At 63.9% G+C, this 26,648-nt stretch carries 28 protein-coding genes; 7 read left to right on the forward strand and 21 right to left on the reverse strand.

Annotation, left to right across the window (positions count from 1 at the left end):
- The first annotated feature begins 7 nt into the window (after positions 1-7).
- A complete protein-coding gene (locus I6L32_RS06335; protein WP_039039684.1) occupies positions 8-964 on the forward strand; it encodes an acyltransferase in 957 nt (318 codons plus the stop codon).
- Here the strand turns inward: I6L32_RS06335 and I6L32_RS06340 are convergent.
- Together I6L32_RS06340 and I6L32_RS06345 are read right to left on the reverse strand one after the other, a co-directional pair.
- Positions 910-1,395 carry a DUF523 domain-containing protein gene (locus I6L32_RS06340; RefSeq protein WP_049636081.1) on the reverse strand — a complete coding sequence of 162 codons (486 nt, stop codon included), beginning with the start codon at positions 1,393-1,395 and terminating at the stop codon, positions 910-912. The genes I6L32_RS06335 and I6L32_RS06340 overlap by 55 nt on opposite strands.
- Before the next feature lie 76 nt (positions 1,396-1,471).
- Positions 1,472-2,122 carry a DNA mismatch repair protein MutT gene (locus tag I6L32_RS06345; RefSeq protein ID WP_216944832.1) on the reverse strand — a complete coding sequence of 217 codons (651 nt, stop codon included), beginning with the start codon at positions 2,120-2,122 and terminating at the stop codon, positions 1,472-1,474.
- A 74-nt stretch (positions 2,123-2,196) separates the two neighbouring features.
- On the opposite strand from I6L32_RS06345, the gene I6L32_RS06350 reads away from it, so the two are divergent.
- Positions 2,197-2,832 (forward strand): nicotinamidase, encoded by a 636-nt coding sequence (locus I6L32_RS06350; protein WP_041214225.1) that lies wholly within the window; start codon positions 2,197-2,199, stop codon positions 2,830-2,832.
- Between the two features lie 101 nt (positions 2,833-2,933).
- Positions 2,934-4,112, forward strand: a complete 1,179-nt coding sequence (gene pncB / locus I6L32_RS06355) for a nicotinate phosphoribosyltransferase (protein ID WP_049636083.1) — start codon at positions 2,934-2,936, stop codon at positions 4,110-4,112.
- A gap of 74 nt (positions 4,113-4,186) precedes the next feature.
- Here the strand turns inward: pncB and I6L32_RS06360 are convergent, their stop codons facing one another.
- From I6L32_RS06360 to rph, 9 genes are all read right to left on the reverse strand, one after another.
- Positions 4,187-4,795 carry a thiol:disulfide interchange protein DsbA/DsbL gene (locus tag I6L32_RS06360; RefSeq protein WP_010676095.1) on the reverse strand — a complete coding sequence of 203 codons (609 nt, stop codon included), beginning with the start codon at positions 4,793-4,795 and terminating at the stop codon, positions 4,187-4,189.
- A 209-nt stretch (positions 4,796-5,004) separates the two neighbouring features.
- Entirely contained in the window at positions 5,005-5,994 is a 990-nt protein-coding gene (locus tag I6L32_RS06365; protein ID WP_216944833.1) for a serine/threonine protein kinase, read from the reverse strand.
- Between the two features lie 74 nt (positions 5,995-6,068).
- On the reverse strand, positions 6,069-7,517 hold the full coding sequence (gene ccoG, locus I6L32_RS06370) for a cytochrome c oxidase accessory protein CcoG (RefSeq protein WP_010676097.1): 1,449 nt from the start codon (positions 7,515-7,517) through the stop codon (positions 6,069-6,071).
- Positions 7,518-7,714: 197 nt separating this feature from the next.
- A complete protein-coding gene (locus I6L32_RS06375; protein ID WP_010676098.1) occupies positions 7,715-7,978 on the reverse strand; it encodes a YihD family protein in 264 nt (87 codons plus the stop codon).
- A gap of 30 nt (positions 7,979-8,008) precedes the next feature.
- Entirely contained in the window at positions 8,009-9,163 is a 1,155-nt protein-coding gene (locus tag I6L32_RS06380; protein WP_039039690.1) for a diguanylate cyclase, read from the reverse strand.
- Between the two features lie 153 nt (positions 9,164-9,316).
- Entirely contained in the window at positions 9,317-9,706 is a 390-nt protein-coding gene (gene cueR / locus I6L32_RS06385; RefSeq protein WP_010676100.1) for a Cu(I)-responsive transcriptional regulator, read from the reverse strand.
- Positions 9,703-12,132 (reverse strand): heavy metal translocating P-type ATPase, encoded by a 2,430-nt coding sequence (locus tag I6L32_RS06390; RefSeq protein ID WP_216944834.1) that lies wholly within the window; start codon positions 12,130-12,132, stop codon positions 9,703-9,705. The genes cueR and I6L32_RS06390 overlap by 4 nt, the downstream gene beginning before the upstream one ends.
- A gap of 179 nt (positions 12,133-12,311) precedes the next feature.
- Entirely contained in the window at positions 12,312-12,965 is a 654-nt protein-coding gene (pyrE, locus tag I6L32_RS06395) for an orotate phosphoribosyltransferase (RefSeq protein ID WP_010676102.1), read from the reverse strand.
- Positions 12,966-13,039: 74 nt separating this feature from the next.
- Positions 13,040-13,756: a ribonuclease PH gene (rph, locus tag I6L32_RS06400; RefSeq protein WP_010676103.1), complete on the reverse strand. Its 717-nt coding sequence runs from the start codon at positions 13,754-13,756 to the stop codon at positions 13,040-13,042.
- Between the two features lie 146 nt (positions 13,757-13,902).
- Between rph and I6L32_RS06405 the strand changes: the two genes are divergently transcribed.
- A complete protein-coding gene (locus I6L32_RS06405) occupies positions 13,903-14,766 on the forward strand; it encodes a YicC/YloC family endoribonuclease (RefSeq protein ID WP_010676104.1) in 864 nt (287 codons plus the stop codon).
- A gap of 183 nt (positions 14,767-14,949) precedes the next feature.
- Here the strand turns inward: I6L32_RS06405 and I6L32_RS06410 are convergent, their stop codons facing one another.
- From I6L32_RS06410 to waaF, 3 genes are all read right to left on the reverse strand, one after another.
- Positions 14,950-15,828 (reverse strand): DMT family transporter, encoded by an 879-nt coding sequence (locus I6L32_RS06410; RefSeq protein ID WP_049636086.1) that lies wholly within the window; start codon positions 15,826-15,828, stop codon positions 14,950-14,952.
- A 111-nt stretch (positions 15,829-15,939) separates the two neighbouring features.
- A complete protein-coding gene (waaA, locus tag I6L32_RS06415; RefSeq protein ID WP_216944835.1) occupies positions 15,940-17,208 on the reverse strand; it encodes a lipid IV(A) 3-deoxy-D-manno-octulosonic acid transferase in 1,269 nt (422 codons plus the stop codon).
- Between the two features lies 1 nt (position 17,209).
- Positions 17,210-18,307, reverse strand: coding sequence for a lipopolysaccharide heptosyltransferase II (gene waaF, locus I6L32_RS06420; RefSeq protein WP_103260971.1), 1,098 nt, complete (start codon positions 18,305-18,307; stop codon positions 17,210-17,212).
- 339 nt (positions 18,308-18,646) lie between these two features.
- On the opposite strand from waaF, the gene I6L32_RS06425 reads away from it, so the two are divergent.
- Positions 18,647-19,423, forward strand: a complete 777-nt coding sequence (locus I6L32_RS06425; protein ID WP_010676108.1) for a glycosyltransferase family 2 protein — start codon at positions 18,647-18,649, stop codon at positions 19,421-19,423.
- A 341-nt stretch (positions 19,424-19,764) separates the two neighbouring features.
- On the opposite strand, the gene I6L32_RS06430 is transcribed toward I6L32_RS06425, so the two are convergent.
- On the reverse strand, positions 19,765-20,808 hold the full coding sequence (locus I6L32_RS06430) for a glycosyltransferase family 9 protein (RefSeq protein ID WP_041214218.1): 1,044 nt from the start codon (positions 20,806-20,808) through the stop codon (positions 19,765-19,767).
- A 221-nt stretch (positions 20,809-21,029) separates the two neighbouring features.
- Between I6L32_RS06430 and coaD the strand changes: the two genes are divergently transcribed.
- Positions 21,030-21,512 (forward strand): pantetheine-phosphate adenylyltransferase, encoded by a 483-nt coding sequence (coaD, locus tag I6L32_RS06435; protein WP_010676110.1) that lies wholly within the window; start codon positions 21,030-21,032, stop codon positions 21,510-21,512.
- Positions 21,513-21,585: 73 nt separating this feature from the next.
- On the opposite strand, the gene I6L32_RS06440 is transcribed toward coaD, so the two are convergent.
- The 6 genes from I6L32_RS06440 to radC all read right to left on the reverse strand — a co-directional run bounded on the left by I6L32_RS06440 (position 21,586) and on the right by radC (position 25,234).
- Positions 21,586-22,458 (reverse strand): VirK/YbjX family protein, encoded by an 873-nt coding sequence (locus I6L32_RS06440; RefSeq protein WP_049636088.1) that lies wholly within the window; start codon positions 22,456-22,458, stop codon positions 21,586-21,588.
- 176 nt (positions 22,459-22,634) lie between these two features.
- A complete protein-coding gene (gene mutM, locus I6L32_RS06445; protein ID WP_049636089.1) occupies positions 22,635-23,447 on the reverse strand; it encodes a bifunctional DNA-formamidopyrimidine glycosylase/DNA-(apurinic or apyrimidinic site) lyase in 813 nt (270 codons plus the stop codon).
- A 14-nt stretch (positions 23,448-23,461) separates the two neighbouring features.
- Entirely contained in the window at positions 23,462-23,917 is a 456-nt protein-coding gene (locus tag I6L32_RS06450; protein ID WP_102983710.1) for a hypothetical protein, read from the reverse strand.
- A 90-nt stretch (positions 23,918-24,007) separates the two neighbouring features.
- A complete protein-coding gene (rpmG, locus tag I6L32_RS06455; RefSeq protein WP_005323752.1) occupies positions 24,008-24,175 on the reverse strand; it encodes a 50S ribosomal protein L33 in 168 nt (55 codons plus the stop codon).
- 11 nt (positions 24,176-24,186) lie between these two features.
- Complete coding sequence (gene rpmB / locus I6L32_RS06460; RefSeq protein ID WP_005307492.1) at positions 24,187-24,423, reverse strand: 50S ribosomal protein L28; 237 nt, start codon at positions 24,421-24,423, stop codon at positions 24,187-24,189.
- A gap of 136 nt (positions 24,424-24,559) precedes the next feature.
- Positions 24,560-25,234, reverse strand: coding sequence for a DNA repair protein RadC (gene radC / locus I6L32_RS06465; protein ID WP_039040991.1), 675 nt, complete (start codon positions 25,232-25,234; stop codon positions 24,560-24,562).
- A 147-nt stretch (positions 25,235-25,381) separates the two neighbouring features.
- Here radC and coaBC point away from each other — a divergent pair, with 147 nt between their 5' ends.
- On the forward strand, positions 25,382-26,584 hold the full coding sequence (coaBC, locus tag I6L32_RS06470) for a bifunctional phosphopantothenoylcysteine decarboxylase/phosphopantothenate--cysteine ligase CoaBC (RefSeq protein WP_216944836.1): 1,203 nt from the start codon (positions 25,382-25,384) through the stop codon (positions 26,582-26,584).
- The last annotated feature ends 64 nt before the right edge of the window (positions 26,585-26,648 follow it).

Below are 26,648 nucleotides of genomic sequence, written 5' to 3' on the forward strand. Positions count from 1 at the left end.
GACACTCATGCCAAACCTGCTCCCGGGCCCCCTGGTGCTGTTCATCAGCGCCGGCCTGACCATACTGTTTACCGCCCTGTGTGCCAGCCTGATCCTGCTGGTTTCTCTGGCCAAACTGCTGCTGCCCGTGCCGGCCTTTGGTCGCGCCTGCAGCCGGCTCAACAATCGCTTCATGGGCCTGTGGCTCGGTTGCAACGCCCTGGTGATCCGCCTCACTACCCGCATCGACTGGCAGATTGAGGACAATACCCGGCTGCGCAAGGATGGCTGGTATCTCATCATCAGCAACCACATGAGCTGGACCGATATCGTGGTGCTCGGCCACCTGTTTCGCAATCGGCTGCCGGTGCCCAAGTTCTTCATGAAGCACGAGCTCATTTACATCCCGCTGCTGGGGCTCGCCTGCTGGGGGCTGGACATGCCCTTTATGCGCCGCTATTCGAGAGAGTTTCTGTTAAGAAATCCGCATCTGCGGGGCAAGGATATCGAGACCACCCGCAACGCCTGCGAGAAGTTTCGCCACATACCCACCACCGTCATCAACTTCGTGGAGGGGACCCGCTTCACCGATCAGAAGCGCGAGGCCGCCCGCTCCCGCTATCGCCATCTCATGCCCCCCAAGGCGGCAGGACTCGCCTTCACCCTGGCAGCCATGGGGGATCAGTTCGACAGCCTGATCAACGTCACCATCAGCTACCCGGACAACCCCGACACCCCCTTCAAGGATTTCCTGATGGGGAAGATGAAGCGCATCCGGGTGCGGATCGAGGAGCTGCCGGTGGACGAGCAACTGGTGGGGGACTACTTCAACGACAAGCAGTTCAAACGCGGTTTCCAGGAGTGGCTGAATGCACGCTGGAAGGAAAAAGACGAGGTGCTGGCGCAGTGGCAGGCGGCCGATGCGGCGGCTCAGACCGATCCGCAGGCAGCCAAGGCGAGCGCCGAGGCCAGCTCGGGCAGCTGATCCTCGCTGAACACCGCGATGCCATGGCGGCGCAGCAAAGCCGTGGTCTTGCCCTCTCCCGCCAGTGAAACCCCTTCGAAGCGGCCATTATAGATGCGGCCGCTGCCGCAGGAGGGGCTCCCCTCCTTCAGAAGGGCGAAGCGAATGTCCTGCTGCTGACAGAGGGCCAGCGCAAGGGCAGCGCCCCGATCGAACTCCTCCGTCACATCCAGCCCGCTTTCGGTAACCACCCGCTCCCCCTGGCGCTCGGCAGGGGGGCGTGGCGTCGGCAGGCCACCCGCCACCTCGGGGCAGAAGGCCAGTACCCGCCCCTCGGCTCCCAGCGCCTGCAGCCAGTCGCTGACAATCCCCTTGCTCTGGCCGTCGTAACGCACTGGCTGCCCCAGCAGACAGGCACTCACCAGCACCTTGTGCATTCCCGTCTCTCCCATGTTTTCACTTCCTGTGTGAGGTGCCAGTGCACCAGACCCGCTATGGGGCAACAATCCGGCTTTCGCAGACATCAGCTTATGCTTCCGCACCGTGCATGACCTGATCGAACATGACGCAGCAGGGGGTCTCCAGCCGATAGAGGATGGCGGGACGTTGCTTGCCGGTGCGCTTGCGCCCTGTGTCCACCAGGATGTCGGCACGGTGGAGCCGCTTGCGAAAGGCGGCCGTGTTCATGGGGGTCTGCAGGACGATCTCGAACGCCCGTTGCACCTCGGAGAGGGTGAATTCTGCCCCCAGCAGATGCAGCGGCAGGGTGCTGTAACGGCTCTTGATGCGCAGCCGCTCCAGCCCCATGGCGACCAGCTTGCCGTGATCGAAGGCGAGTTTCAGGCCGGGCAGATCGTCCAGAGGATGCCAGCGACCGCGCACCGCCCCCCCATCGGGATCCGCCAGACAGAGATAGACGAGGGTGGTGGACCAGCCGCGGGGATCCCGCTCCAGGTTGCCGAGGGTACAGACCTGCTCGCTGTAGCAGTGCTCCAGCCCCCACTCTGCCAACAGGCGATGGCGAGCCGCGTCCAGATCCCGATCCCGGGCCTCGTCGATGCGCAGGGCCGGCAACTGCCAGCAGTGGGCAAAGGGGGGGCGATCCCGGGTCTCGAGAAGCAGCTCGAGCCGCTCCTCGCGCAACCGCAGCACCACCATATCCAGACTCATTCTCGGCATCCTGGTCGACCTGCTCGCCTTCTAATAATGTTTGGTAGATAATATCACAAGAATATTATGTGAAGGAGCCATCCATGGGAATCATCGCCAGCCTGGATATTGATGCGCAGAAGGGATTCACCCCCCTCTGCCCGAACGAGCTGCCCGTCGCTGGCGGGGATACCATAGTAGCGGCGCTCAATGCCCAGGCTGCCCTCGCCACCCTGCGAGCCGGCAGCAAGGATGCCCACCCCGCGAACGCCCCCTGGGTGGTGACCGAACCCGGCGCCATGTTGCAACCCCTTGCACTGGCGAATGCCGATCTCACCTGGCCGGCCCACTGCGTGCCCGGCACACCTGGGTTCGAGCTGCTCGACGGCCTGCCCGCCCCCATCGACTACGACTTCTTCGTCTGGAAGGGGGTCGAGCCGGACCTGCATCCCTATGGCGCCTGCTATCACGACCTGGCGGAGCGGCGCAGCACCGGGCTCATCGAGTTTCTGCAAGCCCGCGGCGTCACTACCGTGCTGGTCGGCGGTCTCGCCACCGACTACTGCGTCAAGACCAGCGTGCTGCAACTGCGTCGCGCCGGTTTCCGGGTCATCGTCCACCTCGACGCCTGCCGCGGCATCGCCCCCGAGACAATCGACCAGGCCCGCACCCGGATGATCGAGGCCGGCGCCGAGCTGGCCCAGACCCTGGCCGACATTCAACGCCTGCTGGATGCCTGACATGCCTTCCATTTTCCACTGCCCACCCGACACCGGCGCCCACCCGTCACAGATGCAGCCAGAGTGCGTTGCCCGCGCAGCACTCATCACAGGAGCCTGATATGCCTCCCATCCTCCACAGCCTGCTCGACACCGATGCCTACAAGCTGCACATGCAGCAGGCGGTGTTCCATCGCTATCCGGATGCCGACGTCGTCGCCGAGTTCCACAGCCGCAACGAAGAAGACCTGCTGCCCATGATGGGCCAGATCGAGGAACAACTGCGCCTCGCCGGCTCCCTGCGCCTGACCCGGTCCGAACTCGACTTCCTGGCCGAACGCCCCTTCTTCACGCCCGACTACCTGGACCACCTGCGCCGCAAGCCGCTGGACGCCTCCCTGCTCAAGGTGTTCGAGCAGAATGGCCGCATCAATGTGCGGGTCGAAGGCCCCTGGCAGGACGTGATCCTGTGGGAGATCCCGGTGCTCGCCATCATCAGCGAGATGCGTAACCGCTTCCGTTATCCCCAGTTCGGTGTCAGCCAGGCACTGGAGCGGCTCGATCAGAAGATCGACAAGCTGGAACGGGAACTGAGCCGGGAGGAGATGAGCGAGTTCAACCTCATCGACTTCGGCACCCGTCGCCGCTTCTCCCTCGCGGTACAAGACGCCGTGGTGGGTCGCCTCAAGGAGCGGCTGCCGGCGTTTCGCGGCACCAGCAACTACCTGCTGGCCCAGAAGTACCGGTTGCCCGCGGTGGGCACCCAGGCCCACGAGTGGTTCCAGGCCCACCAGCAGCTCGGCTTCCCGCTGGAGCTCAGCCAGCGCGCCGCCCTCACCAGCTGGCTGGACGAATTCACCAACCACCTCGGTATCGCGCTCACCGACTGCATCACCATGGATGCTTTCCTGCGTGACTTCGACTTCGAGCTGGCGAGCCGCTACCAGGGGCTGCGCCACGACTCCGGCGATCCCGTGGTGTGGGGCGAGAAAGCCATCAGCCACTATCAGCGGCTCGGCATCGACCCTGCCGAGAAGACACTGGTCTTCTCCGACGGGCTCAACCTCGACAAGGCCGTCGAGCTGCTGCGCCACTTCCGCGGCCGCATCAACACCAGCTTCGGCATCGGCACCAAGCTCACCTGCGATCTGCCCGGCGTCAGCCCGATGAACATCGTGTTCAAGCTGATGGAGTGCAACGGCGGCCCGGTCGCCAAGATCTCCGACAGCCCGGGCAAGACCCTCTGCCGGGATGCGGACTTCATTCGCAACCTCAAACAGGCCTTCCACGTCGGGGTCTGAGTCAGGCCCGCGAGACGCCAAACAAAAAGCCCGCCGGTTTGCACCGGCGGGCTTTTGTATCGACTCAGGAATGATCAGTCCTTCTTGGCCAGCAGGAATTTCACCAGCTGGTTGAACTGCTCCTGGGAAGTGATGGATTCAATCTTCACCATGTACTTGCCGTTGACCAGAAAGGCCGGCACACCGCGCACATTGTAGCTCTCGGTGTTGCGATCGAACTGGGAGACCATGCCGGAGACGGCGAAGCTGTCGACGGCACCGTCGAACTCCTCGGCCGGCACGCCATTGTCCACGAAAACCTGCTTCACGTCGGCGCGGCTCTGGGGGATCTGGCGCTGGGTGTGGATCTTGTCGAAGATGGCCGGGGTCAGCTTGCCTTCCACGTTCAGCAGATTGGCGACGGCGTAGGCACGCTGCATCTCGGGGCCCATTTCACGGCCCAGGAAGGCCACCGGGTTCTTCTTCATCGGCACGCCTTCCGGCAGGCTCTTCTTCAGATCCTCGGCAATCGGCTCGAACTTGGCGCAGTGCGGGCAGAAATAGGAGAAGAACTCCATCACTTCCGGCTGGGCGCTGCCGGTCTGGCTGACCACGTCATAGTTGACACCTTCCTTGAATTGCGGGGCGGCGTGAACCATGGGGATCATCAGCATGGCAGCGAGGAAAAATAGTACTTTTTTCATGACGTTTCCTGTTAAGGGATCACTGTGAGGCACGCCCGGCGAACCGAAGCAGTCCAAGCCTATTGCCTCACCCTCGTGCCGTCAATGGCAAAGGCAGACAGGCGGGACCGCCATCCCGCCTCCCACGGGCACCTTGCCGCTGTGGCAATGGTGCGGGCGACACCACCAACGGACGCCCCGTGGCGTGGCGATCTGCCGGGTTCGCGCCCCTACCACTGCGGCATCAGGCTGAGCGGCGGGGCCTTCAATGCCTCGAGCTGATCATGCAGGGTCGCAATCTGCTGGCGCCAGTAGTGTTCGGTGTTGAACCAGGAGAAGTGGCGGGGGAAGGCGGGATCTTCCCAGCGTCTTGCCAGCCAGGCCATGTAGTGGACGATGCGCATGGCGCGCAGCGGCTCGATGAGCGCCAGCTCCCGCGGGTCGAACTCCATGAACTCCTCATACCCCGCCAGCAGGGTATCGAGCTGGATCTGCTGCTCATGACGCTCCCCGTTCAGCATCATCCAGAGATCCTGGATGGCAGGGCCGGTGCGGCAATCGTCGAGGTCGACAAACAGGGGGCCGTCACGCCACAGGATGTTGCCCGGGTGGCAGTCCCCATGCAGGGAGATGCGCGCCACGTCCAGGGTCATGGCGTCGCATACGTGCCGGATCAGCTCGTCCAGCACCCCGAAGAAGGACTTGGCCAGCCCGCTCGGCAACCACTCGCCTGCCGCCAGCAACTGACGCGGCTCGTGCAGCATGCTCTCCACATCCAGCGGAACCCGGTGATGAAAGGCATGGCTGGCACCGACGCTGTGAATGCGACCGAGGTAACGCCCCACCCACTCCAGCTGGTCCAGGTTGTCCACCTCGAACTGACGCCCCCCGACGCTCTGCCAGATGGCAAACGGGTAGCCCTGATGCTCCAGCAGGGTCTCGCCGGCAAAGGCAATGGGAGCGGCGACCGGGATCTCAGTTTCACAGAGGCGAACAGCAAACGCGTGCTCTTCCAGGATCTGGGCCCGGCTCCAGCGACCGGGGCGGTAGAACTTCACCACGTAGCGACGGCGATCCTCATCCTGGAACTGATAGACGCGGTTCTCGTAACTGTTGAGCTCGATAAGGCCGGAGTCGATGCGCAAGCCGCTGAGATCGATGGCATCCATGATGAGATCGGGATTGAGGTCGGAATAGTTGAAACGCATGTCATCCACCATAGAAAAGGGGCGCTGTTGCGCCCCATTCTATCACCACTGTCTGCCGTTGCCGTGCATGGCGGTGCGCCTTGCCGTCACAACCTGCTGATAAACTTGCTCGGTTGGCGCAAGGTCCCCTTGCTGTCATCCGGCGCCGCGCCTTCCCGCTTGAGCACGAACTGTACGTCCAGAGTGGGGCGCTTCAGGTTGAAGGGATCCACCGCCAGGCTCACCGGCAGGGTATAGATCTCGCCCGCCTTCAGGGTCACCTCGCGGGGTCCGAACCACTGGTACTCCGGCAGCCCTTCCACGTCCAGCCGGTAGGTCTGGGAGTTCAGGGTCTTGTTGAGGATCTTCAGGGTATAGGTGTTCTCGATGAGCCCTTCACTGTTTTCCCGGAACAGCTGGTTGCGATCCCGCAGGATGTCGAGCCCCATGGGCATGATGGACATGGCGTTATAGACGAAGACCCCCAGCATGACGACCATCACCAGGCCATAGCCAATCAGCTTGGGCCGCGCCACCTGGGTTTCACTGTGGGCCAGCTTGTGCTCGGTGGTGTAACTGATGAGCCCTTTCGGATACCCCATCCGCTCCATGGTCTGGTCGCAGGCGTCGACACAGGCGCCGCAGTTGATGCACTCGTACTGCAGGCCGTCACGGATGTCGATGCCGGTCGGGCAGACCTGCACGCAGAGGTCGCAGTCGATGCAGTCCCCCAGCCCCAGAGCCTTGGGATCGGCCTTGCGACCACGGGCGCCGCGGGTCTCGCCACGCTGGCTGTCATAGCCGACGATGTAGGTGTCCTTGTCGAACATGGCGGACTGGAATCGGGCATAGGGGCACATGTGGATACACATGATGGCGCGCATCCAGCCGGCGTTGCCATAGGTGCAGGCGGCAAAGAACAGCACCCAGAAGATGACCCAGCCTCCCGCCTGCAGGGTGAAGAAATCGGGCACCAGGTGGAAGACATCCTGGAAGTAGGCGACGAAGGTCAGCCCCGTGCCCAGCGACAGCAGGATCCAGGCCAGGTGCTTGGCGCCCTTCCGGGCCAGCTTCTCGCCGCTCCAGGGCGCCGCATCCAGCTTGCGACGCTTGTTGGCGGCCCCTTCCAGCTTCTCCTCGAACCAGATGAACAGGAAGGTCCACACCGTCTGGGGACAGAGGTAGCCGCACCAGACCCGGCCCAGGAAGGTAGTCACGAAGAAGAGGGCGAAGGCCGCGATCATGAAGACCCAGGCCAGCAGGGTGAGATCCTGCGGCCAGATGGTGGCACCGAAGATATGGAACTGCTGGTGCTCCAGATCGAACAGCACCGCCTGACGGCCGTCATAACGCAGCCAGGGCAGGAGGACAAAGAGCGCGACGAAAAACCAGCCCATGGCCTTGCGCACCCGCTGCCAGTAGCCGGTCTGGGAGCGGACATAGATGCGGTTGCCGGGGTTGAACCTGTCATCTCCCGCCTTGAAGGTGTTGGGATTGAAGGTCCCGGTGACGTCACCGGTCACATCCTTGATGTCGATCTTGTCCTTGTCGGCCATTGCAACACATCGCTCCACTCATATTGTTATGAAAGCGATTATATCTTAAACAACCTGCTAATTGTGTGGGTTAAATGTATCTATAGTTCGAGTCCCGTCGCAATTTCAGGCAACAAAAAAGGCCCATAGCCAGTTGACTATGCGCCTTTTCACAGATTCTCTTGAAACCTTTCTCTGATGGCGATGTGACGGCCGGATTACTTGATGCCGCGCGCCTTGAGCAGGGCCTCCTTGAAGTCGGGCACGTGATCCTTGGCCAGCCCCGGGATCATCGCCTGCTTGTCGGATTCCCGCATCTTGAGGTGGTAGATCAGCATGTCGTCGGTCAGTGCGGACAGGGGACCGTCAAATCCCGCCTCCTCGGCCAGTTTGGCAACAAACTGCACCAGGCTGAGATCCTGCTCCTTGATCCAGGCAGGCTGCAGCAGTTCCAGCAGCTCTTCGATACGATGACATTGCATAGACGACCTCTTTAATCTGTCTTGTGAAACTCAGGCAACCTTACCCATCAAGGCTACTTCGATACGATCCCGGCCATTATGCTTGGCCTGATAGAGCGCCGCATCCGCTTTCTGGATAAGCTCGGCAATGGAGTGATGCTGATCCGGCACCAGGGTCGCCACCCCGAAGCTGCAACTGACCCGCCCCGAGACCCGGGATTTGTGGTGGGGAATGCCGAGGGCTCGCAACGAGGTACGCACCTGCTCGGCGATCTGCATGGCCCCCTGCAAGGTGGTGCAGGGCAGCAGCAGGGCGAACTCCTCTCCGCCGTAACGGGCAGCGAGATCGTCTTCCCGCCGCAGCACTTCGGCCAGCAGGCTCGCCACCTGCTGCAGGCACTGGTCCCCCACCTGATGACCATAGTGATCATTGAACTGCTTGAAGTAGTCCACATCCACCAGCACCAGAGAGAGAGGCGCCCTGGCACGGTGGCAGCGACGCCAGGCGCGCGCCAGGGAGTCGTCGAGATGGGCCCGGTTGGCGATGCCGGTCAGACCGTCGAGGCGGGACGTGAGCTTGAGATGCTCGGAGACCGCCTTCAGCTCGGCCACCAGGTCCGCATTGGAAAAACTGTGGTAGAGAGAGGCCACCTGATCCCGCCGCAGGCGCCGCAGCAGGGTCGGCAGAAAGACGAACAGATACCCCGCCAGCATGCAGGAGACGATACGCTCCTGGGTGTTGCCGCCACTGAGCTCGAACAACATGGCAAACCCGAGGGGCAGCACGGCCCCATAGAGGGTACGACGGCTGCCGAACAGCATGATGGCGCTGCCGGTCAGGATCAGGCTGGAGAGCATCATCATGGCGGCACGATAGGTGTCGGGCAGCTTGTCCATGTAGAGCAGCACGCCCAGTGCCCAGACGATGGAGGTGATGGTCACCCCGACAAAGAGCTCGCGCTCGAGCACCGGCAGCGGAAGCTCCGCCAGCCTGGGCTGGCGCCAGCGCAGATGCCACCAGCGCCCCAGCAACAGCAGCAGGACCAGACCGAGCCAGCCCAGCGACTCGCTGGCCGGCAGGTAATCGTGGAACAGCAGGCTCCAGCTGATCGCCAGCAGCCCCAGGCAAGGCAGGCTGAAGGAGGCATGGGTATAGAGCTGGACCATGATGGCCCGCCGCACCTGATATTTCACACTCTGTGTCAACTGGGTACTCCCTGTACAAGAGCCGCACAGTTTAACACTCCCCTTTCCTGCTCAACAATCAATCGACCGCTATTAAGCTGCCACTCAGCGCGTCCTCTCTCGCACAGGCCCCGACAGACCCTTTTCTGCAGGGTCGAATGGCGCAGCCCTCCCTCACCCTTTCTCCAGCTCGTCGAGGATGGGGCACTGGGGATTCGCATCTCCGTGACAGCAGCTCACCACCTCCTCGAGGGCGCTGAGCATGGCTTGCAAACCGGCGATGCGGGAGCGCAGATCGACGATTTTCTCCTGGGCCAGCTTCTTCACCTGGGCACTGGTTCTGTGCTCGTCCCGATAGAGCGCCAGCAGCTCCTGACACTCCTCCAGATTGAAGCCGGTCTCCCGCGCCCGCTTGACGAAGCGCAGCTCCCGCAGGGAGGCATCCGTATAACTGCGATACCCGTTGTCGCTGCGGACCGGCGACGAGATGAGGCCGATGCTCTCGTAGTAGCGGATGGTCTTGGCGGTCAGGCCGGTGGCCTTGGCGACCTTACTGATGTTCATGAATGACTCCTTTGGGATTCAGATGCACGCAGGCTGCCCGCCCGGGGCTGCCAGCGCTTCAATAACAGGGAATTGCTCAAGACGGTGATACTGCTCAAGGCCATGGCCGCCCCCGCCAGCTCGGGGCTGAGGTAACCCAGCGCCGCCAGCGGAATACCGATGATGTTGAACACGAAGGCCCAGAACAGATTCTGCTGGATGGTGCGCCAGGTGGCCGCCGAGATGTCGATGGCATCGGCCACCAGCCGCGGGTCGGATCGCATGAGAGTGATGGAGGCGGTCTCCATCGCCACGTCGGAGCCGGAGCCCATGGCGATACCCACATCCGCCGCCGCCAGCGCCGGGGCGTCGTTTACCCCGTCTCCCACCATGGCGACCAGCCCGCTGGTTTGCGCCCGCAGCGCCTCGACTTTTTCCACCTTGCCGGCTGGCAGCACGGAGTCAAAGGCCCCGTCCAGCCCCAGCTTGGCGGCGATATGGGCCACCGGCGCCGGCGCATCACCGCTCACCAGCCAGCTGGCGATGCCGCGCTGGCGCAGGGTGGCGATGGCATCCGGACTCTCGGGGCGCAGGGTATCGGCCAGCGCCGCAATGCCCGCTACCACGCCGTCAATGGCCACCCAGACCCGGGTCGCGCCGTCGGCAGGCTGCTTATCCTGCGCGGGCACCTCAATGCCGAGCTGGGCCAGCAAAGAGCCATTGCCGATGGCGACCGTATGACCGGCGACCTGACCGACAATACCGGCACCGACCCGCACCTCCACCGCCTCCGGCTGGGGTAGCAGCACCTCTTTGCCGACCGCCTCGCGCATGGCCAGCGCCAGCGGGTGTTCGCTCGCCTGCTGCAGGGCGGCGGCCAGACGCAGCTGCTCGGCTGTGCCGCTCCAGCTCGCCAGCACGGGCCTGCCCTGAGTGAGCGTACCTGTCTTGTCGAAGATAAGCGCCTTGATGGCGTGGGCCTTCTGCAGGGTATCCACGTCTTTTATCAGAATGCCGTGGCGCGCCGCCACCCCGGTACCGGTGACGATGGCCGCCGGCGTCGCCAGCCCCAGCGCACAGGGACAGGCGATCACCAGCACGGCCACCGCCGCCAGCAGCGCCTGACCGAAGTCGCTGCTGATGGCGAACCACACCAGGAGGGTGAACAGGGCAATGGCCATCACCACTGGCACGAACACGGCAGAGACCTTGTCCACCAGCTGTTGCAGCGGCGCCTTGCCCATCTGGGCACTCTCCACCAGGGCGATGATCTTGCTGAGGCTGGAATCCTCCCCCACCGTAGTGGCTTCAATTTCCAGCACGCCGGAGCGGTTGATGGCACCGCCCAGCACCTTGTCGCCCTCACCGCGCGGCACCGGCAGGCTCTCGCCGGTGAGGATCGACTCGTCCAGCTCACTCTCACCGCTCACGATTCTGCCATCCACCGGTACCCGTTCCCCCACCAGCACCCGCAGCCTGTCGCCGCGCAGCACCTCGTCGATGGCGACGCTCTGCCAGCGCTCGCCGCGCCAGACGGTGGCGGTTTCCGGCCGCAGCGCCATCAACTCGCGAATGACGGACTGGGTGCTGCGTCTGGCTCGCGCTTCCAGCAGTTTTCCGAGGGAAATCAGGGTAATGATGATGGCACTCGCCTCGAAGTAGAGCTGGCCACTGGCGGCCATCCCCAGGTTGAGCAGCAGATAGAGGCTGTAGAAGTAGGCCGCGCTGGTACCGGTCGCCACCAGCACATCCATGTTGGCGGAGCGATTCTTGATGGCGAGCCAGGCACCGCGATAGAAGCGGGCCCCAATCCAGAACTGCACCGGGGTGGCGAGCACCAGCTCCAGCCAGGCGGGCAGATGCCAGGGCAGCAGACCGGCCATGGCCAGCATCCCCACCAGCAGCGGCAGGGTCAGCAGCGCCGAGACGATGACCCGGGTTTGCGCCTGACGGGCGCTGGCGGCCTCCAGCGCTTCCCGCGCCAGCAACTGCTGGCGGCGGCCGCTGGCCGAGCCCTGCGCCAGTTGGGCGCCAAAGCCGAGGGCCTCGATCTGCTCGCGCAGGGACGCGGGCGTCTGCATCCCGGGTACCAGCACGATACGAGCCTGCTCGATGGAGAAGTTGACGTCGGCGGAGATGACGCCGGGCAGCGCCGCCAGCATCTTGTTCAGGCGGGCCGAGCAACCGGCACAGGTCATGCCGGTGATTTGAAACAGGATGGTCTCACTGCCGTAGTCATAACCCTGCGCCTGGATGCTCTCCAGCACCGCCGGCAAACGGTCAGAGCTGGCCAGCTCGATGGCCGCCTGCTCCAGCGCGAAGTTGACGGTGGCCGATACCCCGTCGAGCTTGTTGAGGGCGGTCGTGATGCGGCCGGCGCAGTTGGCGCAGCTCATGCCGCTGAGCGGCAACTGCAGATGAATGGGTGCTTGAAGATGAGTGCTCATGTTGTTCCTCCCCGGAACCCGTCGGCACCACAAAACGCCGACTGGCAAACCCTAACCTTTACCGTAAGGGTAAGCTCAAGCCACATGATCCACTTTTTGCAGATGAAAAAACGGCGCCCGTTTGCTGCCAGAGAACAAACGGGCGCCGCCTTCAACTATTGCGCGGTATACGCGGCGACTCAGATACCGTACTGGGCGCGGTAAGCCTTCATGGCGGCCAGTTGCGCCGCCAGCTCCGGCTGTTCGGCCTGCTTCTCTTCCAGATACTGGATCAAGTCGCTCATCTGGATGATGGCGATGATGTGAGCGCCGTAGTCACGCTCCACTTCCTGAATGGCGGAGAGCTCGCCCTTGCCCTTCTCCTGACGATCCAGCGCGATCAGCACGCCAGCCAGGGAGGCACCGTTGGCCTGGATCAGATCCATGGATTCGCGGATGGCGGTGCCGGCAGTGATGACATCGTCCACCAGCATGATGCGCCCCTTGAGCGGGCTGCCCACCAGATTGCCACCCTCGCCGTGATCCTTGGCCTCCTTGCGGTTGAAGCACCAGGGCACGTCCACGTCGTGCTGCTCCACCAGCTGCACCGCGGTGGCGGAGGCGATGGGGATCCCCTTGTAGGCCGGGCCAAACAGCACGTCGAACTCAATGCCGGCATCCATCAGGGCGGCGGCGTAGAAGCGGCCGAGACGGGCCAGATCGCGGCCGCTGTTGAACAGGCCGGCGTTGAAGAAGTAGGGGCTTTTACGACCGGATTTCAGGGTAAATTCACCGAATTTGAGGACCTGTTTCTCCAGGGCGAACTCGATAAATTGACGCTGGTAGGCTTTCATTCTGGCTCCTTGCTTGGCTTGTCGTTTACTTTCGTGGGGTATAAAAAAACGCGGACAGTGCCGCGTTTTTAAAATCATGCAAGCGACTGCTTCTGCAGCGCAATAATGTCGGCGATGCCGCCCTTGGCGAGGGCCAGCATGGCCAGCAGCTCCTCGTGGGTGAAGGGTTCGGCCTCCGCGGTGCCCTGCACCTCGATGATGCGACCATCTTCGGTCATCACCACGTTCATGTCGGTCTCGGCGGCGGAGTCTTCGATGTACTCCAGATCGCAGATTGCCTCCCCTTCGAACATGCCGACGGAGACGGCCGCGATCATCTGCTTGAGCGGGCTCTGTTTGATCAGCCCCTTCTCCACCATCCAGTTCAGCGCATCCACCAGCGCCACGCAGGCACCGGTGATGGCGGCGGTACGGGTACCGCCGTCGGCTTGCAACACGTCGCAGTCAACGGTAATGGTGTGCTCGCCCAGGGCACTCAAGTCTACCGCCGCGCGCAGGGAGCGGGCGATCAGACGGGAGATCTCCAGGGTGCGGCCGCTCTGCTTGCCGGAGGCCGCTTCGCGGTTCATCCGGGAGTGGGTGGAGCGCGGCAGCATGCCGTACTCGGCAGTGACCCACCCCTGCCCCTTGCCTTTGAGGAAGCGCGGCACGCTGGTGTCGACGCTGGCGGTGCAGAGCACGCGGGTGTGGCCGAATTCCACCAGCACGGACCCTTCAGCATGCTTGGTGAAGTGGCGGGTGATGGTTACCGGACGCACCTGGGCGGCGCTGCGATCGCTGGGACGGGACATGGGACTGACCTCTGGGCTGGCTGAATTGGCGCAGGAGTATAAGCGATCGCTACTCAAATATCAGCCGCTAAAACCACCTCGTCGGCTGACGGAGCAGGCCTGGCTGAGTATACTGGCCGCACACTTCATCAAGCCCGGAACAATCAATGATTCACAGCATGACCGCCTACGCCCGCAAGGAACTCAAGGGCGACTGGGGCACAGCCGTTTGGGAAATTCGTTCGGTCAACCAGCGCTATCTGGAGACCTACATTCGCCTGCCGGAACAACTGCGCAGCCTGGAGCCGGTTCTGCGTGAGCGCTTCCGCGCCAAGCTGCAGCGCGGCAAGGTGGAGTGCAACCTGCGCTTCGAGGCCGCGCAAGCCGCCGCCAGCCAGCTCCACATCAATGAAGAGCTGGCCAAGCTGATCATCGAGAGCGCCAACTGGGTGATGAAAGAGGCGGGCCAGGGTCAGCTCAATCCGGTGGACGTGCTGCGCTGGCCGGGCGTGATGGCTGCCGCCGAGCAGGACATGGACGTGGTCGCCACCGAGCTGATGGCCGGCTTCGACCTGACCATGGAAGACTTCCTCGCCTCCCGCGCCAGCGAAGGGGCCAACCTCAAGGCGCTGATCGAACAGCGTCTGGCCGGCATTCAGGTAGAAGTGAAGAAGGTGCGGGAGCACCTGCCGCAGATCATCGAGTGGCAGCGCCAGAAACTCACCGACCGGCTGGCCGAGGCCAAGGTGGAGCTGGATCCGGCCCGCATCGAGCAGGAGATCGTGCTGCTGGCCCAGAAGATCGACGTGGCCGAAGAGCTGGATCGCCTGGAGATGCACATCAGCGAAACCAACAAGATCATGAAGAAGGGTGGCGCCTGTGGCCGTCGCCTCGACTTCATGATGCAGGAGTTCAACCGCGAGTCGAACACGCTGGGCTCCAAGTCGATCAACGCCGAGGTGACCCAGTCCGCCGTCGAGTTGAAAGTGCTCATCGAGCAGATGCGCGAGCAGATCCAGAACATCGAGTGATCCCCCTCATCGATGCACCAGCCCCCGCCACCCGGGGGCTTTTTTATGCTCGTTTCCCGCAGCGCTCAGCCGCCTGACTGATGGCAGCCCCAAGCAAAGGGAGCCCGACATGTACCATCACGCAAAGAGGGTCTGCCATGCAGACCCTCTCCTTCTTTTCTATGCATCCCCCACCCGCGCAGGCTAGACCGGTGACTTCAGCCTTCGGCTGCGCAGCAGCAGGGGAAGCTGGTAGAGCACCAGGGCGCCCAGCACCAGGCCGGCGCCGGCCAGCTTGGCGGGGCCCAGGGGTTCGTCATAGAAGAGGGTGCTCAGGATAAGAGTCCAGACCGGTTCGAGCAGCATCAGCAGGGCGGCGTGGGCCGTGGTCATCCGGCTCAGGGCGTGGGTGAGCAGCCAGTAGCGCAATGTAGTGGCGATCAGGACGCTGGCCGCAAACCAGCCCCAGATACCAGTGCCGATGCTGGCGGGCCACTGCTCGGTCAGCAGGGAGAGCAGGGTGCCGAGCAGTCCGGTCACCGCCAGCTGGATGCAGGTGAGCCAGGTAGGGGGAATGGACTGGGCGAAGTGGCGGTGCACCGCGAGCTGAACCCCCAGGGTGGCGGCCGCCGCCAGAAACCAGAACAGGGAGAGCGACACGCCCCAGTGGGTGCTGCTGGAGAGCAGCAGCAGACCCGCGACGGCCACGGGCAGAGTCAGCCAGTAGTGACGGCCGGGTCTGGCCTTGAAGGCGGCCCAGGCGGCGAGCGGCGCCATCAGGGTGGCCACGCTCATGATGAAGGCGCCGCTGCCGAGCGCATCGCTCTGGCTGATGGCGGTAACCCAGAACAGCAGGCTGGCCCCGAGCAAGGTGCCGCACCCGGCGGCGCGCAGCAGTTGTGAGCCACTGGGGGGCGGCTCGCGCAACCAGGCGAGCGGCAACAGCAGCAGGGCGGCCAGCAGGAAGCGGCTGCCGATAAAGGCGGCGGTGGGCAGTTCACGAATCGCCTCTTTCGAGAAGAGCCAGCCAGCGGCGGCCAGCAGGGTGACCAGTATCATCAACAGCAGGGGAGCGCGGTTCATCGGAGCATCACAGGGTCAGGGGCAAAGGGCAGAGCATAAAGGAAAGAGGCGCGGATTGTCTCCCGGGGTTTGGCAGACATGCTGACGGGGCGGCCACCACGCCGCCCCGCCTCAGTCGTCACTTTCCAGGCTGGCGAGGCAATGGGAGAGGGTGCGCGCCAGCGCCCCCTGATTGCGCAGCACCACGGCGCGGGCCTGCTCCCCCATCTCGCGGCGGGCAGGGGCATCGCCGAGCAGGGTGCTCACCCGGTGGCCGAGCGCCTCGGCGTCCGCCACCACGGCCGCGCCCCCCTGGGCCACCAGCTGGCGGGTGATGTCGCTGAAGTTGAAATAGACGGGGCCGGTCAGGCAGGGTTTGCCCAGCGCTGCCGGTTCCAGCAGGTTGTGACCGCCCACGGGCACCAGGCTGCCACCGACAAAGGCGAGATCCGCCGCCGCCAGCATCAGTGGCAGCTCGCCCATGGTGTCACCCAGGTAGATCTTGTCGCTCTCGCCGACCGCACTGCCCGCCGTACGCCGCACGCAACCGTAGGGGGCGCACAGCTCGGCCACCCGATCGAAACGCTCGGGATGGCGCGGCACCAGGATCAGCAGGGCGGAGGGATGGACCTTGAGTACCCGATCGAAGGCGGCCAGCACCTGCTCGTCTTCCCCCTGGTGGGTACTGGCGGCGATCCAGACAGGTCGTGCCTCCCCCAGCTGCTGGCGCAGGGCACGGCCCCTGGCCTGTACCTCGTCGCCAAACTGGATGTCGAACTTGATGGAGCCGGTCACCGCCAGTCGGTTGCGCCCTATCCCCAGCCGATGGAAGCGATCCGCATCGTCCTGATGCTGGCACAGCAGGTGGGTCAGCGGGCGGTTCAGGGCATCGAAGGCGCCCTGGAAGCGACCATAGCGCTGACAGGATCGCTCCGAGAGGCGGGCATTGAGGATGGTCACCGGCAGGTGGCGTGCCTCGCAGGCCGCCAGCCAGTTCGGCCACAGCTCGGTCTCCATCACCCAGAGGGCGCGGGGTTTGACGGTGCTCAGAAACGCCGAGACGGCCCAGGGGTAGTCGAGAGGCGCATAACGGTGCACCACCAGATCCCCGAGCTTGGCAGCCTGTTCGGCGCCGGTGCGGGTGGTGGTGGTGAGCAGGATGGGCAGCTCGGGGCGCTCGGCCTTGAGGGCGCGGATGAAGGGGGTGATAGCCAGGGTCTCCCCCACGCTCACCGCATGGATCCAGAGGGGAGCCTCCTGTCCGGTCGGCGGCAATCGTCCCAGATGCTCGGCCCAGCGTGCCCCGAAGCCGGGCTTGCCTTTTTTGGGCTTGTAGAGCGCCAGCAGCGCCAGGGGCAACCCCAAGTGGATCAGCAGGTTGTAGAGCAACCGGTAGATCATGCTAGCTATTACCTGGTACAGCAGCGGAGGATTCCACCGGCTGCCGCACTATGGTCAGATCTGCCGTTTCCCCACGCTCCAGCCGATTTCCCGCCTCGATGACCTGTTCCGGCATCAGTTCGATCAGGCACTTGAGGTGGCCGAACTTGCAGGTGCGCTTGAAGCAGGGGCGGCACTCGATGTCGGTGTGGACGATCTCGACCCTGTCCGCCAGCGGTGGGGTATAGAGGGGCGAGGTGGAGCCGTAGACGCCGATCAGCGGCCGGTTGAGGGCGGCCGCCACGTGCATCAGGCCCGAGTCGTTGGCGATGACCCGACCGGCCAGCGCCATCAGATCGATCGCCTCGTGCAGGCTGGTCTTGCCCGCCAGCACGTGGCAGTTGGGGCGCGACAGGGGGTTGATCCGATCGCGGATGGTGTTGGCCACGTCCACGTCCTTGCCCGAACCGAAGATCCACACCTGCCATCCCTCGTCGAGGTGCTTTTGCGCCACCACGGCGTAGTGCCCTTCCGGCCAACGTTTGGCCGGGCCGAACTCGGCCCCCGGACAGAGCACCAGCACGGGGCGAGCACGATTCAGGCCGAGCCGCTCCAGCGCCTTGCCCTGGTTGATGAGATCCACGTGCAGGGAGGGATGGGGAATAGCGGGAATGTCGTCCCGACTCTTCATCTGCCCCTTGGGGTAGGCCAGAGCCACATAGCCTTCCACCATCAGCGGGAAGGCCTGCTTGTTGCTGCGCATGTCGTTGAGCAGACCGAAGCGGTGCTCCCCCTTCCAGCCGGTGCGCACCGGGATCCTGGCAAACCAGGGGATGAGGGCCGACTTCATGGAGTTGGGCTGGATGATGGCCTGATCGTACTGCTCGGCGGCCAACTGCTTGCCAAGGCGGCGGCGTGCCCCCAGCTTGAAGTCACCGTGGCCAAGCGGCATGGGGATGGCCTTGTCCACCTCGGGCATGCGCTCCAGCAGCGCCACGCACCAGGCCGGCGCCATCACATGGAGCTCGCTGCCCGGGTGGTTGCTCTTGAGCGCCTTGTAGAGGCTCTGGGACATCACCATGTCGCCGACCCAGGAGGGGCCGATCACCAATATCTTCATCGCGCGTCTTCTCTCGGGACTGGCCCGGCTGTTGATCGTTACTGGGCGAGATTATGCCCCAAGAAAGGCCGAAGAAATAACAGAAGATACCCGTCTGCTCCCGCAAAACGCCTACCTGGCAGGATCTGCTCCCCCGCGCATCCCTCCTGAGGCCCTCTTCGACCCGGACACGGCGTGCCCTGGGCCACCGACTGCCGGGTAGCAGAGATCCCCCTTCCCCCGCATTCAAAAGCGGGCCCACCGGGCCCTCGGGTCATGCCCCGCGCGGGGTTTTAGGCTAGAATGGGCGCCAATCCGAGCATGACCCGCCCGCCGGGCACCAACAAGAGTCCCTTGCCTGTGAAAAAACCGACCCTGGCGGCCGTCCTGATCGTCAAGAACGAAGCCGACAACCTCCGTGCCTGCCTCGCCTCCCTCGAAGGCCTGGCGGATGAAATCGTCATTCTCGACTCCGGCAGTCAGGATGACACCCCGGCCATCGCCGCCGAATTTGGCGCCCGCTTCTTCGTCAACACCACCTGGCCCGGTTTCGGCCGTCAGCGCCGCCTCGCCCAGTCCCATGTCCAGTCGGAGTGGGTGCTGTGGCTGGACGCGGACGAGCGGCTCACCCCCGAACTCAGGGAAGCCATCCAGGGGGTCATGGCCAACCCGGCCAGCGACACCATCTACTCCATCCCGCGGCTCTCCTGGGTGTTCGGTCGCTTCATCCGCCACAGCGGCTGGTACCCGGATCGGGTGCTGCGCCTCTACCCCAAGGCGCTGACCGGCTACAACGAGGCGCTGGTACACGAGAAGGTGGAGGTGCGCGCCAACATGAAGATCGTCAACCTGCAGGGCGACCTCCTCCACTACACCTACCGGGATCTGGAACACTACCTGGTCAAATCCGCCGGCTATGCCCGCGCATGGGCCGATCAGCGCACCGCCCGCGGCAAGAAGGGATCACTCGGCCAGGGGCTGGTCCACGCCGTCGGCTGCTTCCTCAAGATGTACCTGCTCAAGGCCGGTTTCCTCGACGGCAAGCAGGGCCTGCTGCTGGCCATCCTCTCCGCCCACTCCACCTTCGTCAAATACGCCGATCTCTGGGTTCGCCAGCAGCCCCAGCAGCCGAAATAGGGCATCGCGCCTCAAACATCGCATTAATCACTCACCCCTTGTTCCAGCGGGACAAGGGGCAAACCCTATTGCCGTGGAGCGGGCGCAGCCCTCGCGGGGCCGCTCACGGCGCAAACCCGGGCGCCACGGACGAAAACTGGCCGCTATAAGCCGAATGCATGGATATTGGCAACATGACCCGACTCCGGCTTATACCGACAGGTTTCCCCTGCCCGGGGCCCGGGCAGGCCCGTCAAGGGGGCTGTCGGGAGCCACGCCCGGTAGGCCGGTCTACCAGCAGGGCGCATCCCCATACAAGACAGGGCCCCGCGGGGCCCTGTCTGTATGTTCTGTGTGCGCTCTCAGCGCTCGGCGCGCCAGAAGGGCGGCGCCCAGCGGGCGATCTCTGCCGCCATGGCCTTGGGATCGAGCTGGCTCATGTCCTCCGGGTGGTCGCTGTCTTCCGGCGGGCTGAAGGGCAGATGGCGCCCCTCGCCGTTGAGCGGCCGCCAGCGCAGCGGCGTCGCCGAACGGTGTGCCGGGAAGAAGCCGACAGTCGGCACGTCCATGGCCGCAGCGATGTGCAGGGGCCCAGTGCTGCCCGCCACGAACAGGGCGGCGTTGGCCATCACCTGGCAGAACTTCGGCAGCCCCTCGTCGGAGCGATAGATCCAGCCGTTGCCCCCATGGGCCAGCAATTCGGCCGCCAACTGCTCCGCCTTCCCCTCCTCCCCCGGGCCTGCCGTCAGCACGCACTGCAACTCGGGACAGGCCTGGTTGAGCTTGATGATGAGGCGCGAGTACTGCTCGATGGAGAGGTTGTTGGCCGAGCCGCCGCTGCCCGCATGCACCATCAGCCAGGGGCGGCTGGCGTCGAGCCTGAGACGGGCGGCAACCTGCTCGCGCACCTGCAGCAGGCTCTCGGGGTCGAAGTCGAGGTAGGGGCCCTGTGGCTCTACCACGGTCTGATGCTGATCGGCGAGGAAGCGGCGCACCAGATCCAGGTTGTATTCGTACTCCGGCTTCTGGGAGCGGGAGCGGCGCTGCACCAGGCGCTGGTTGTAGAGCACCTGGGCCAGCTTGGTGGCCGGGGCCAGCCGGTAGGGAATGTGCGCCTTCCACACCAGCTTGGCATTGCGGGTGTTGGAGAAGAGGCAGATGGAAGCATCGAAGGCGGCCGCCTTGATGCGCGCCAGCAGGGCGCGTTGCTGCTCCTTGTCGGCCCGGGCACCCGGATCCAGGATGATCTCGTCGATCCAGGGGCAGAGGCGGGCCAAGGGCGCCGTGTAGGCGGGAACCAGGGCAGTCACATGACACTCCATGGAGCGCTTGAGCATGGCAAAGCTCGGCCACGCCAGCATGAAGTCACCAATCTTGTCATTGCGGACTACCAGAATACGTTTCATAAAAAATCCCTATGCTCCCTGTCACCAGCGAAGGAGGCTTGATGCGCGATGCGGGTATTCTTGCCTGATGCAGGGCGATTCTCAAGCGAAGACGCCACGGGGCTCCGATTTGTGCGACCCCGGCCGCCGATCAGCGCCAGAAATCCGCGCCATCCCGGTCGCGACAAACCGGCAACAGCCCCTATAATGCGACCAGTTTTCCGGTTTCAGGAATCAGCAGCATGACCAACAAGGTAATCTATCCCGGCACCTTCGACCCCATCACCAACGGCCATACCGATCTCATTGGCCGCGCCGCCAGACTGTTCGACGAGGTGGTGGTCGGGGTGGCCAACAGCCCGAGCAAACGGCCGCTGTTCGATCTCGAGGAGCGCGTTCAGCTGGCCCGGCAGGTGACGGCTCACCTGCCCAACGTCAAGGTGGTGGGCTTCTCCGGCCTGCTGGTGGATTTTGCCAGGGAGCAGCAGGCCAACGTGCTGATCCGCGGCCTGCGCGCCGTCTCCGACTTCGAATACGAGTTCCAGCTCGCCAACATGAACCGTCGCCTGATGCCCACCCTGGAGAGCGTCTTCCTCACCCCGGCGGAGGAGAACTCCTTCATCTCCTCCACCCTGGTGAAGGAGGTGGCGCTGCACGGAGGTGACATCCACCAGTTCGTCGACCCCCTGGTGGCTCAGGCCATCGCCGCCAGGCAGCAGCGCTAATCCCTCCCCTGATGGGCAGAAACGAACAAGGGCTACCCGCGGGTAGCCCTTGTTGCATCAAGGCACTGCACGCCTAGCTGCGGGCAAACTGCTGGCGGATCGCCCGCTCCAGCCCGTCCAGCCACTCGTAGCGACGCCGGTACATGGCCCGCTTCTTGGCGGCCACCTCCTCCAGCGGCTTGCGCACCACGGGTTGCAGCCGCACGAAGTTGGCGTCCTGATCGAGGGCGCCAAACTCCTGCCACAGCTCGTCGTAGTCCGCCTGCAGGCAGGCTTTCTTCTTCTTGCTGTACCGTCTTGCCTGGAAGATGTGGGCCTTCATGCGTACCGCACAGACCCGGTGGGCCCCCATGGCCCCGGCCAGCGCCATCACCAGCATCACCACCAGCGACTTGGGTCTCAGACCCTGACCCGCCCGGGTCAATGCCCGCACCTGCTCCTGGGGCTGCTCGACACAGGGCTCCGGCCCCTGCACCGACCCGATCACCAGGGCCAGCTCCTGTTCGCTGCCCGCCAGGGAGAAGGCACAGCTGTAGAGTCGCTCCCCCCGCGCGTTGACGATGGAGAGGGCCAGCTCCGCCTCCCTGCGGAAGGTGCCGTCGTGACGCAGCACGATGCGCCAGCCGCCATCGGGATAATGGCCCAGCACTATCCCCTCCCCCAGATAGAGCGGGTCGATGAGCTCGGGGTACAGGCCCAGCAGCAGGCGGTAGTGATCCTCCACCATCTTGACCCGCTGGTTCACCGTCGAGCAGGCGAAGCGATAGGGGCGCATCGGCTTGTCGAGCAGCTCGGGGTGGCGGGCGGGAAGCGCTCGCAGGGGGGCGCTCTGGAACAGCTCGAACACCCGGTTCAACTGCGCACGGTAGAGCAGACTGCGCAGCAAAAACTTGCCGCGATTGAAGGTCTTGCGGGCGCTGTCTTCGGGATAGAGGAAGCGGGCCATATCGTGGGCACAATAGTGCCCCTGCCGGGATAAATGTTCCCAGTCTATTGATTTAGCTGTCATTTTATTACCTCGCAGCCTGAACTGGCGAGATAGTAGTCATGGGCTGACGCCGCTTCAACAGACCGGAAATACTCTCTTACAACTTGGCCGGTTCCGGCTCAAAAACCCCTCTTTCAGCGTTGGCAGTGGGAGCAGAACACCGTGGTTCGCTGGCCCATCTTCACCTCGGTGAGCAGGGTGTGGCAGTGGAAACAGGGCTGGCCGCCACGGCCGTAAACCTGCAGCTGCTGCACGAAATAGCCTGGCTTGCCGTCGGCGCTGGTGAAATCCTTGAGGGTGGTGCCCCCCTGGTGAATGGCTTCGGCCAGCACCCGCTTGATCTCGCTCACCAGGGTGCCCAGCCGCTCGGCGCTGATGTTGCCCGCCGCCCGCCTGGGATGAATGCCGGCGGCATAGAGCGCCTCGTTGGCGTAGATGTTGCCCACCCCGACCACCACATGGTTGTCCATCAGGAACTGCTTGATGGCGGTGCTGCGCCCCTTCGCCCGCTCCCGCAGGTAATCGGCATGGAAGGCATCGGTGAGGGGTTCCGGCCCCAGCTTGGCGAGCAGGGCATGGGCCTCGGCCGGTTCGCGGGTCCACAGCAGGGCGCCGAAGCGGCGCGGATCGTTGAGCCGCAGCAGCTTGCCGTTGGCCAGCTCGATATCCACGTGATCGTGCTTCTCGGCCGGGGTGCCGATGTCCAGCACCCGCAGGCTGCCGGACATCCCGAGATGCAGGATGGCGGTGCCGAAGTCGGTCTCCAGCAACAGGTATTTGGCGCGGCGGCTGACGCGGTGGATGACGAGATCCACCAGCTCCTGGATCTCGCCGGGCACGGGCCAGCGCAGGCGGCCGTCCCGCACCACCACGCGGGTCACCTTGATGCCGGTAAGCCAGGGGGAGATGCCCTGGCGGCTGACTTCGACTTCCGGTAATTCAGGCATGGGCGATCTCTCGTTCAGGGAATGGGACGCATCAGGTCACGGTATTGCGCCTGACTCAAGCTGAGCCAGGTCGAGGAGGGCAGCAGGGCGGCAAACTTGCCGTCGTCCTGATAGAGCCCGACTTCCACCGGATCGCTCTGTCCGGCGATCCAGATCTTGAGGGTCACCGGGGTGCCGCGCACGGGCTCGCCGGGGGGCAGCAACCAGCCTTGCCACATCTCGATGCGGGCCGCCAGCTGGGCGCTGCCGAGCCCCAGATCAGGCACGCTGCGCCAGCCCTGGCCGATACGCTCTATCTGCCAGCTCGGCCCCTGCCAGGTCAGCACCACGGCACTCTCCGGCAACAGCGGACGCGCGCGTTTGGCACTGTTCTCCTGCTGGGCCTGCTCCAGCCGGTGCAACAGGGTAATGACGATCAACACGACCACGATGATCACGTTGTTCCAGCCTTTGCGGCTCAGTTTGAACATGGCTAGCCTCCCTTCGAATCGGCAGTGTACTGAATTCCAGCCATAAAAAAACCCGGCACGAGGCCGGGTTTTTGCAGCGAAACCAAGTAATTACTTGATTTTGCCTTCTTTGTAGATCACATGCTGACGAATCACGGGATCAAATTTCTTGATCTCCATTTTTTCGGGCATGGTGCGCTTGTTCTTGGTAGTGGTATAGAAGTGACCAGTACCGGCGCTGGAGTTCAGGCGAATCTTATCGCGAATACCTTTAGCCATGATCTAATTCCTTATACCTTAACGCCGCTGGCACGCAGTTCAGCCAGAACCACTTCAACGCCGCGCTTGTCGATGATACGCATGCCTTTTGCGGATACGCGCAGGCTCACGAAGCGTTTTTCACTCTCAACCCAGAAACGGTGAGTGTGCAGGTTCGGCAGGAAACGACGCTTGGTAGCGTTGTTAGCGTGCGAACGGTTGTTACCAACTGCCGGGCGCTTGCCGGTTACTTGGCATACTCTAGACATGTCAGTCTCTCCAAATCTTACTTCATTGCTCGAGCAAATATCTGCCCCGCTGGCCTTCGATTGCGGGGCAAACAGAAGGCGGCATTTTATACAGCATCCGTGATCAAAGATCAACTAATACAGTGCCAGAGCCCAGTCACAACCAACCACGCTCTGCGAAAGAAACCGTGATGCCATCACCGATCACCAGGTGATCAAGCACTCTGATATCGACCAGGGCCAGGGCGGCCAGGATCCGATCCGTGATCTGGCGGTCCGCCCGACTGGGCTCGGCCACGCCGGACGGGTGATTATGCGCCAGAATCACGGCGGCTGCATTATGTTTGAGCGCGATCTGCACGATTTCTCTGGGCCAGACGCTCGCCGAGTCGAGGGTGCCGTAAAAAAGTTCGACAAACCGGATGACCCTGTGCTGGTTGTCGAGCAGCAGCAGGGCGAACACCTCCCGCCCCCGATCCCGCAACTGGGCTTGCAGAAAGTCACGGGTGAGCCCGGGCGAGGTGAGCGCCTCTCCCCGTTGCAACTGTTCGGCCAGATGGCGCCGCCCCATCTCCAGCACCGCCTGCAACTGGGCATACTTGGCAGGTCCCAGCCCGTGAGCGCCACAAAAATCCTGCTGCTCGGCTCCCAGCAGTGCCCGCAGGGAACCAAACTGCTGCAACAACTGGCGGGAGAGGTCCACCGCACTCAACCCGCTGACCCCGGTGCGCAGGAAGATGGCCAGCAGTTCGGCATCGGAGAGCGTCGCTGCCCCTCGGCGCAGCAGCTTTTCCCTCGGGCGCTCCTCTTCCGGCCACTCCTTGATGCTCATTTGTCTCTCCCTCATGGCTATTGAGAGAAAACATAGCAAAGAATCCCGCGAGCCCGACCACAACTCCCCCATGTCAGCCTCTGTCGCCACCCATTGCCTGTGCTATCTTAGCCGACCAGTCAGAGTGAGCCGGAAGAGAAGCAGCAGATGAGATTGGCCGATAAACGCATCCTGTTGGGTGTCAGTGGCGGGATCGCCGCCTATAAGAGTGCCGAACTGGTACGTCGCCTGAAAGATCAGGGGGCCGAGGTGCGAGTGGTGATGACCCGCTCCGCCAAGGAGTTCATCACCCCGCTGACCCTGCAAGCCGTCTCAGGCAACCCGGTGGCCGACAGTCTGCTGGACCCGGCTGCCGAGGCGGGCATGGGCCACATCGAACTGGCCAAGTGGGCCGATCTGGTGCTGATCGCCCCCGCCAGCGCCAACCTGATGGCCCGCATGGCCGCCGGCATGGCGGACGAGCTGCTCACCACCCTCTGCCTGGCCACCCCGGCGACTGTCGCCCTGGCGCCAGCCATGAACCAGCAGATGTACCGCAACGCCGCCACCCAGGCCAACCTCCAGACCCTCGCCGAGCGCGGCATTCAGCTGTGGGGGCCGGATTCCGGCAGCCAGGCCTGCGGCGATGTGGGCCCGGGCCGGATGCTGGATCCCCTAGAACTGGTGGAACGCTGCTGCCAGCAGCTCGCCGCCGAGCCACTCCTGGCAGGCGTCAGGCTGCTGCTCACCGCCGGGCCGACCCGCGAGGCGCTGGATCCGGTGCGCTATATCAGCAACCACAGCTCCGGCAAGATGGGCTACGCCATCGCCCGCGCCGCGCGCGAAGCGGGCGCGGAGGTGGCCCTGGTGAGCGGCCCGGTGGCACTGGCCACCCCGGCCGGCGTTACCCGCATCGATGTGGAGAGTGCCCTGCAGATGCACGAAGCAGTGATGAGCCGGGTCGGTGAGTGCGACCTCTTTATCGGCTGCGCTGCCGTCGCCGACTACCGTCCCGCCCAGGTGGCCGAGCAAAAGATCAAGAAGACCGGCGACAACGACCAAATGCAGCTGACCCTGGTCAAAAACCCCGACATCATCGCCGATGTGGGGGCGTTGTCAGACAAACCCTTCACCGTCGGATTTGCCGCCGAAACCGTGGATGTGGAACAATACGCCCTCGACAAACTTCGACGTAAGCGGCTGGACATGATCGCCGCCAACGATGTGTCCCGTGCAGGCCAGGGCTTCAATGCCGATGACAACGCCCTGACCGTCTTCTGGCAAGGGGGTCAAGCCGCTCTGCCCCTGGCCGATAAGCTGACGCTCGCCCGTCATCTTGTCGCCCTGATTGCACGCCATTATCGACCCTGAGCCCATTGCACATGCCGGGAGCCCCAGGCTCCTGCAGTACCACCCGATCGCCAGGCGATCCAAT

Source organism: Aeromonas sp. FDAARGOS 1402 (genome assembly GCF_019046925.1).
GTDB classification, from domain to species: Bacteria; Pseudomonadota; Gammaproteobacteria; order Enterobacterales; family Aeromonadaceae; genus Aeromonas; species Aeromonas caviae.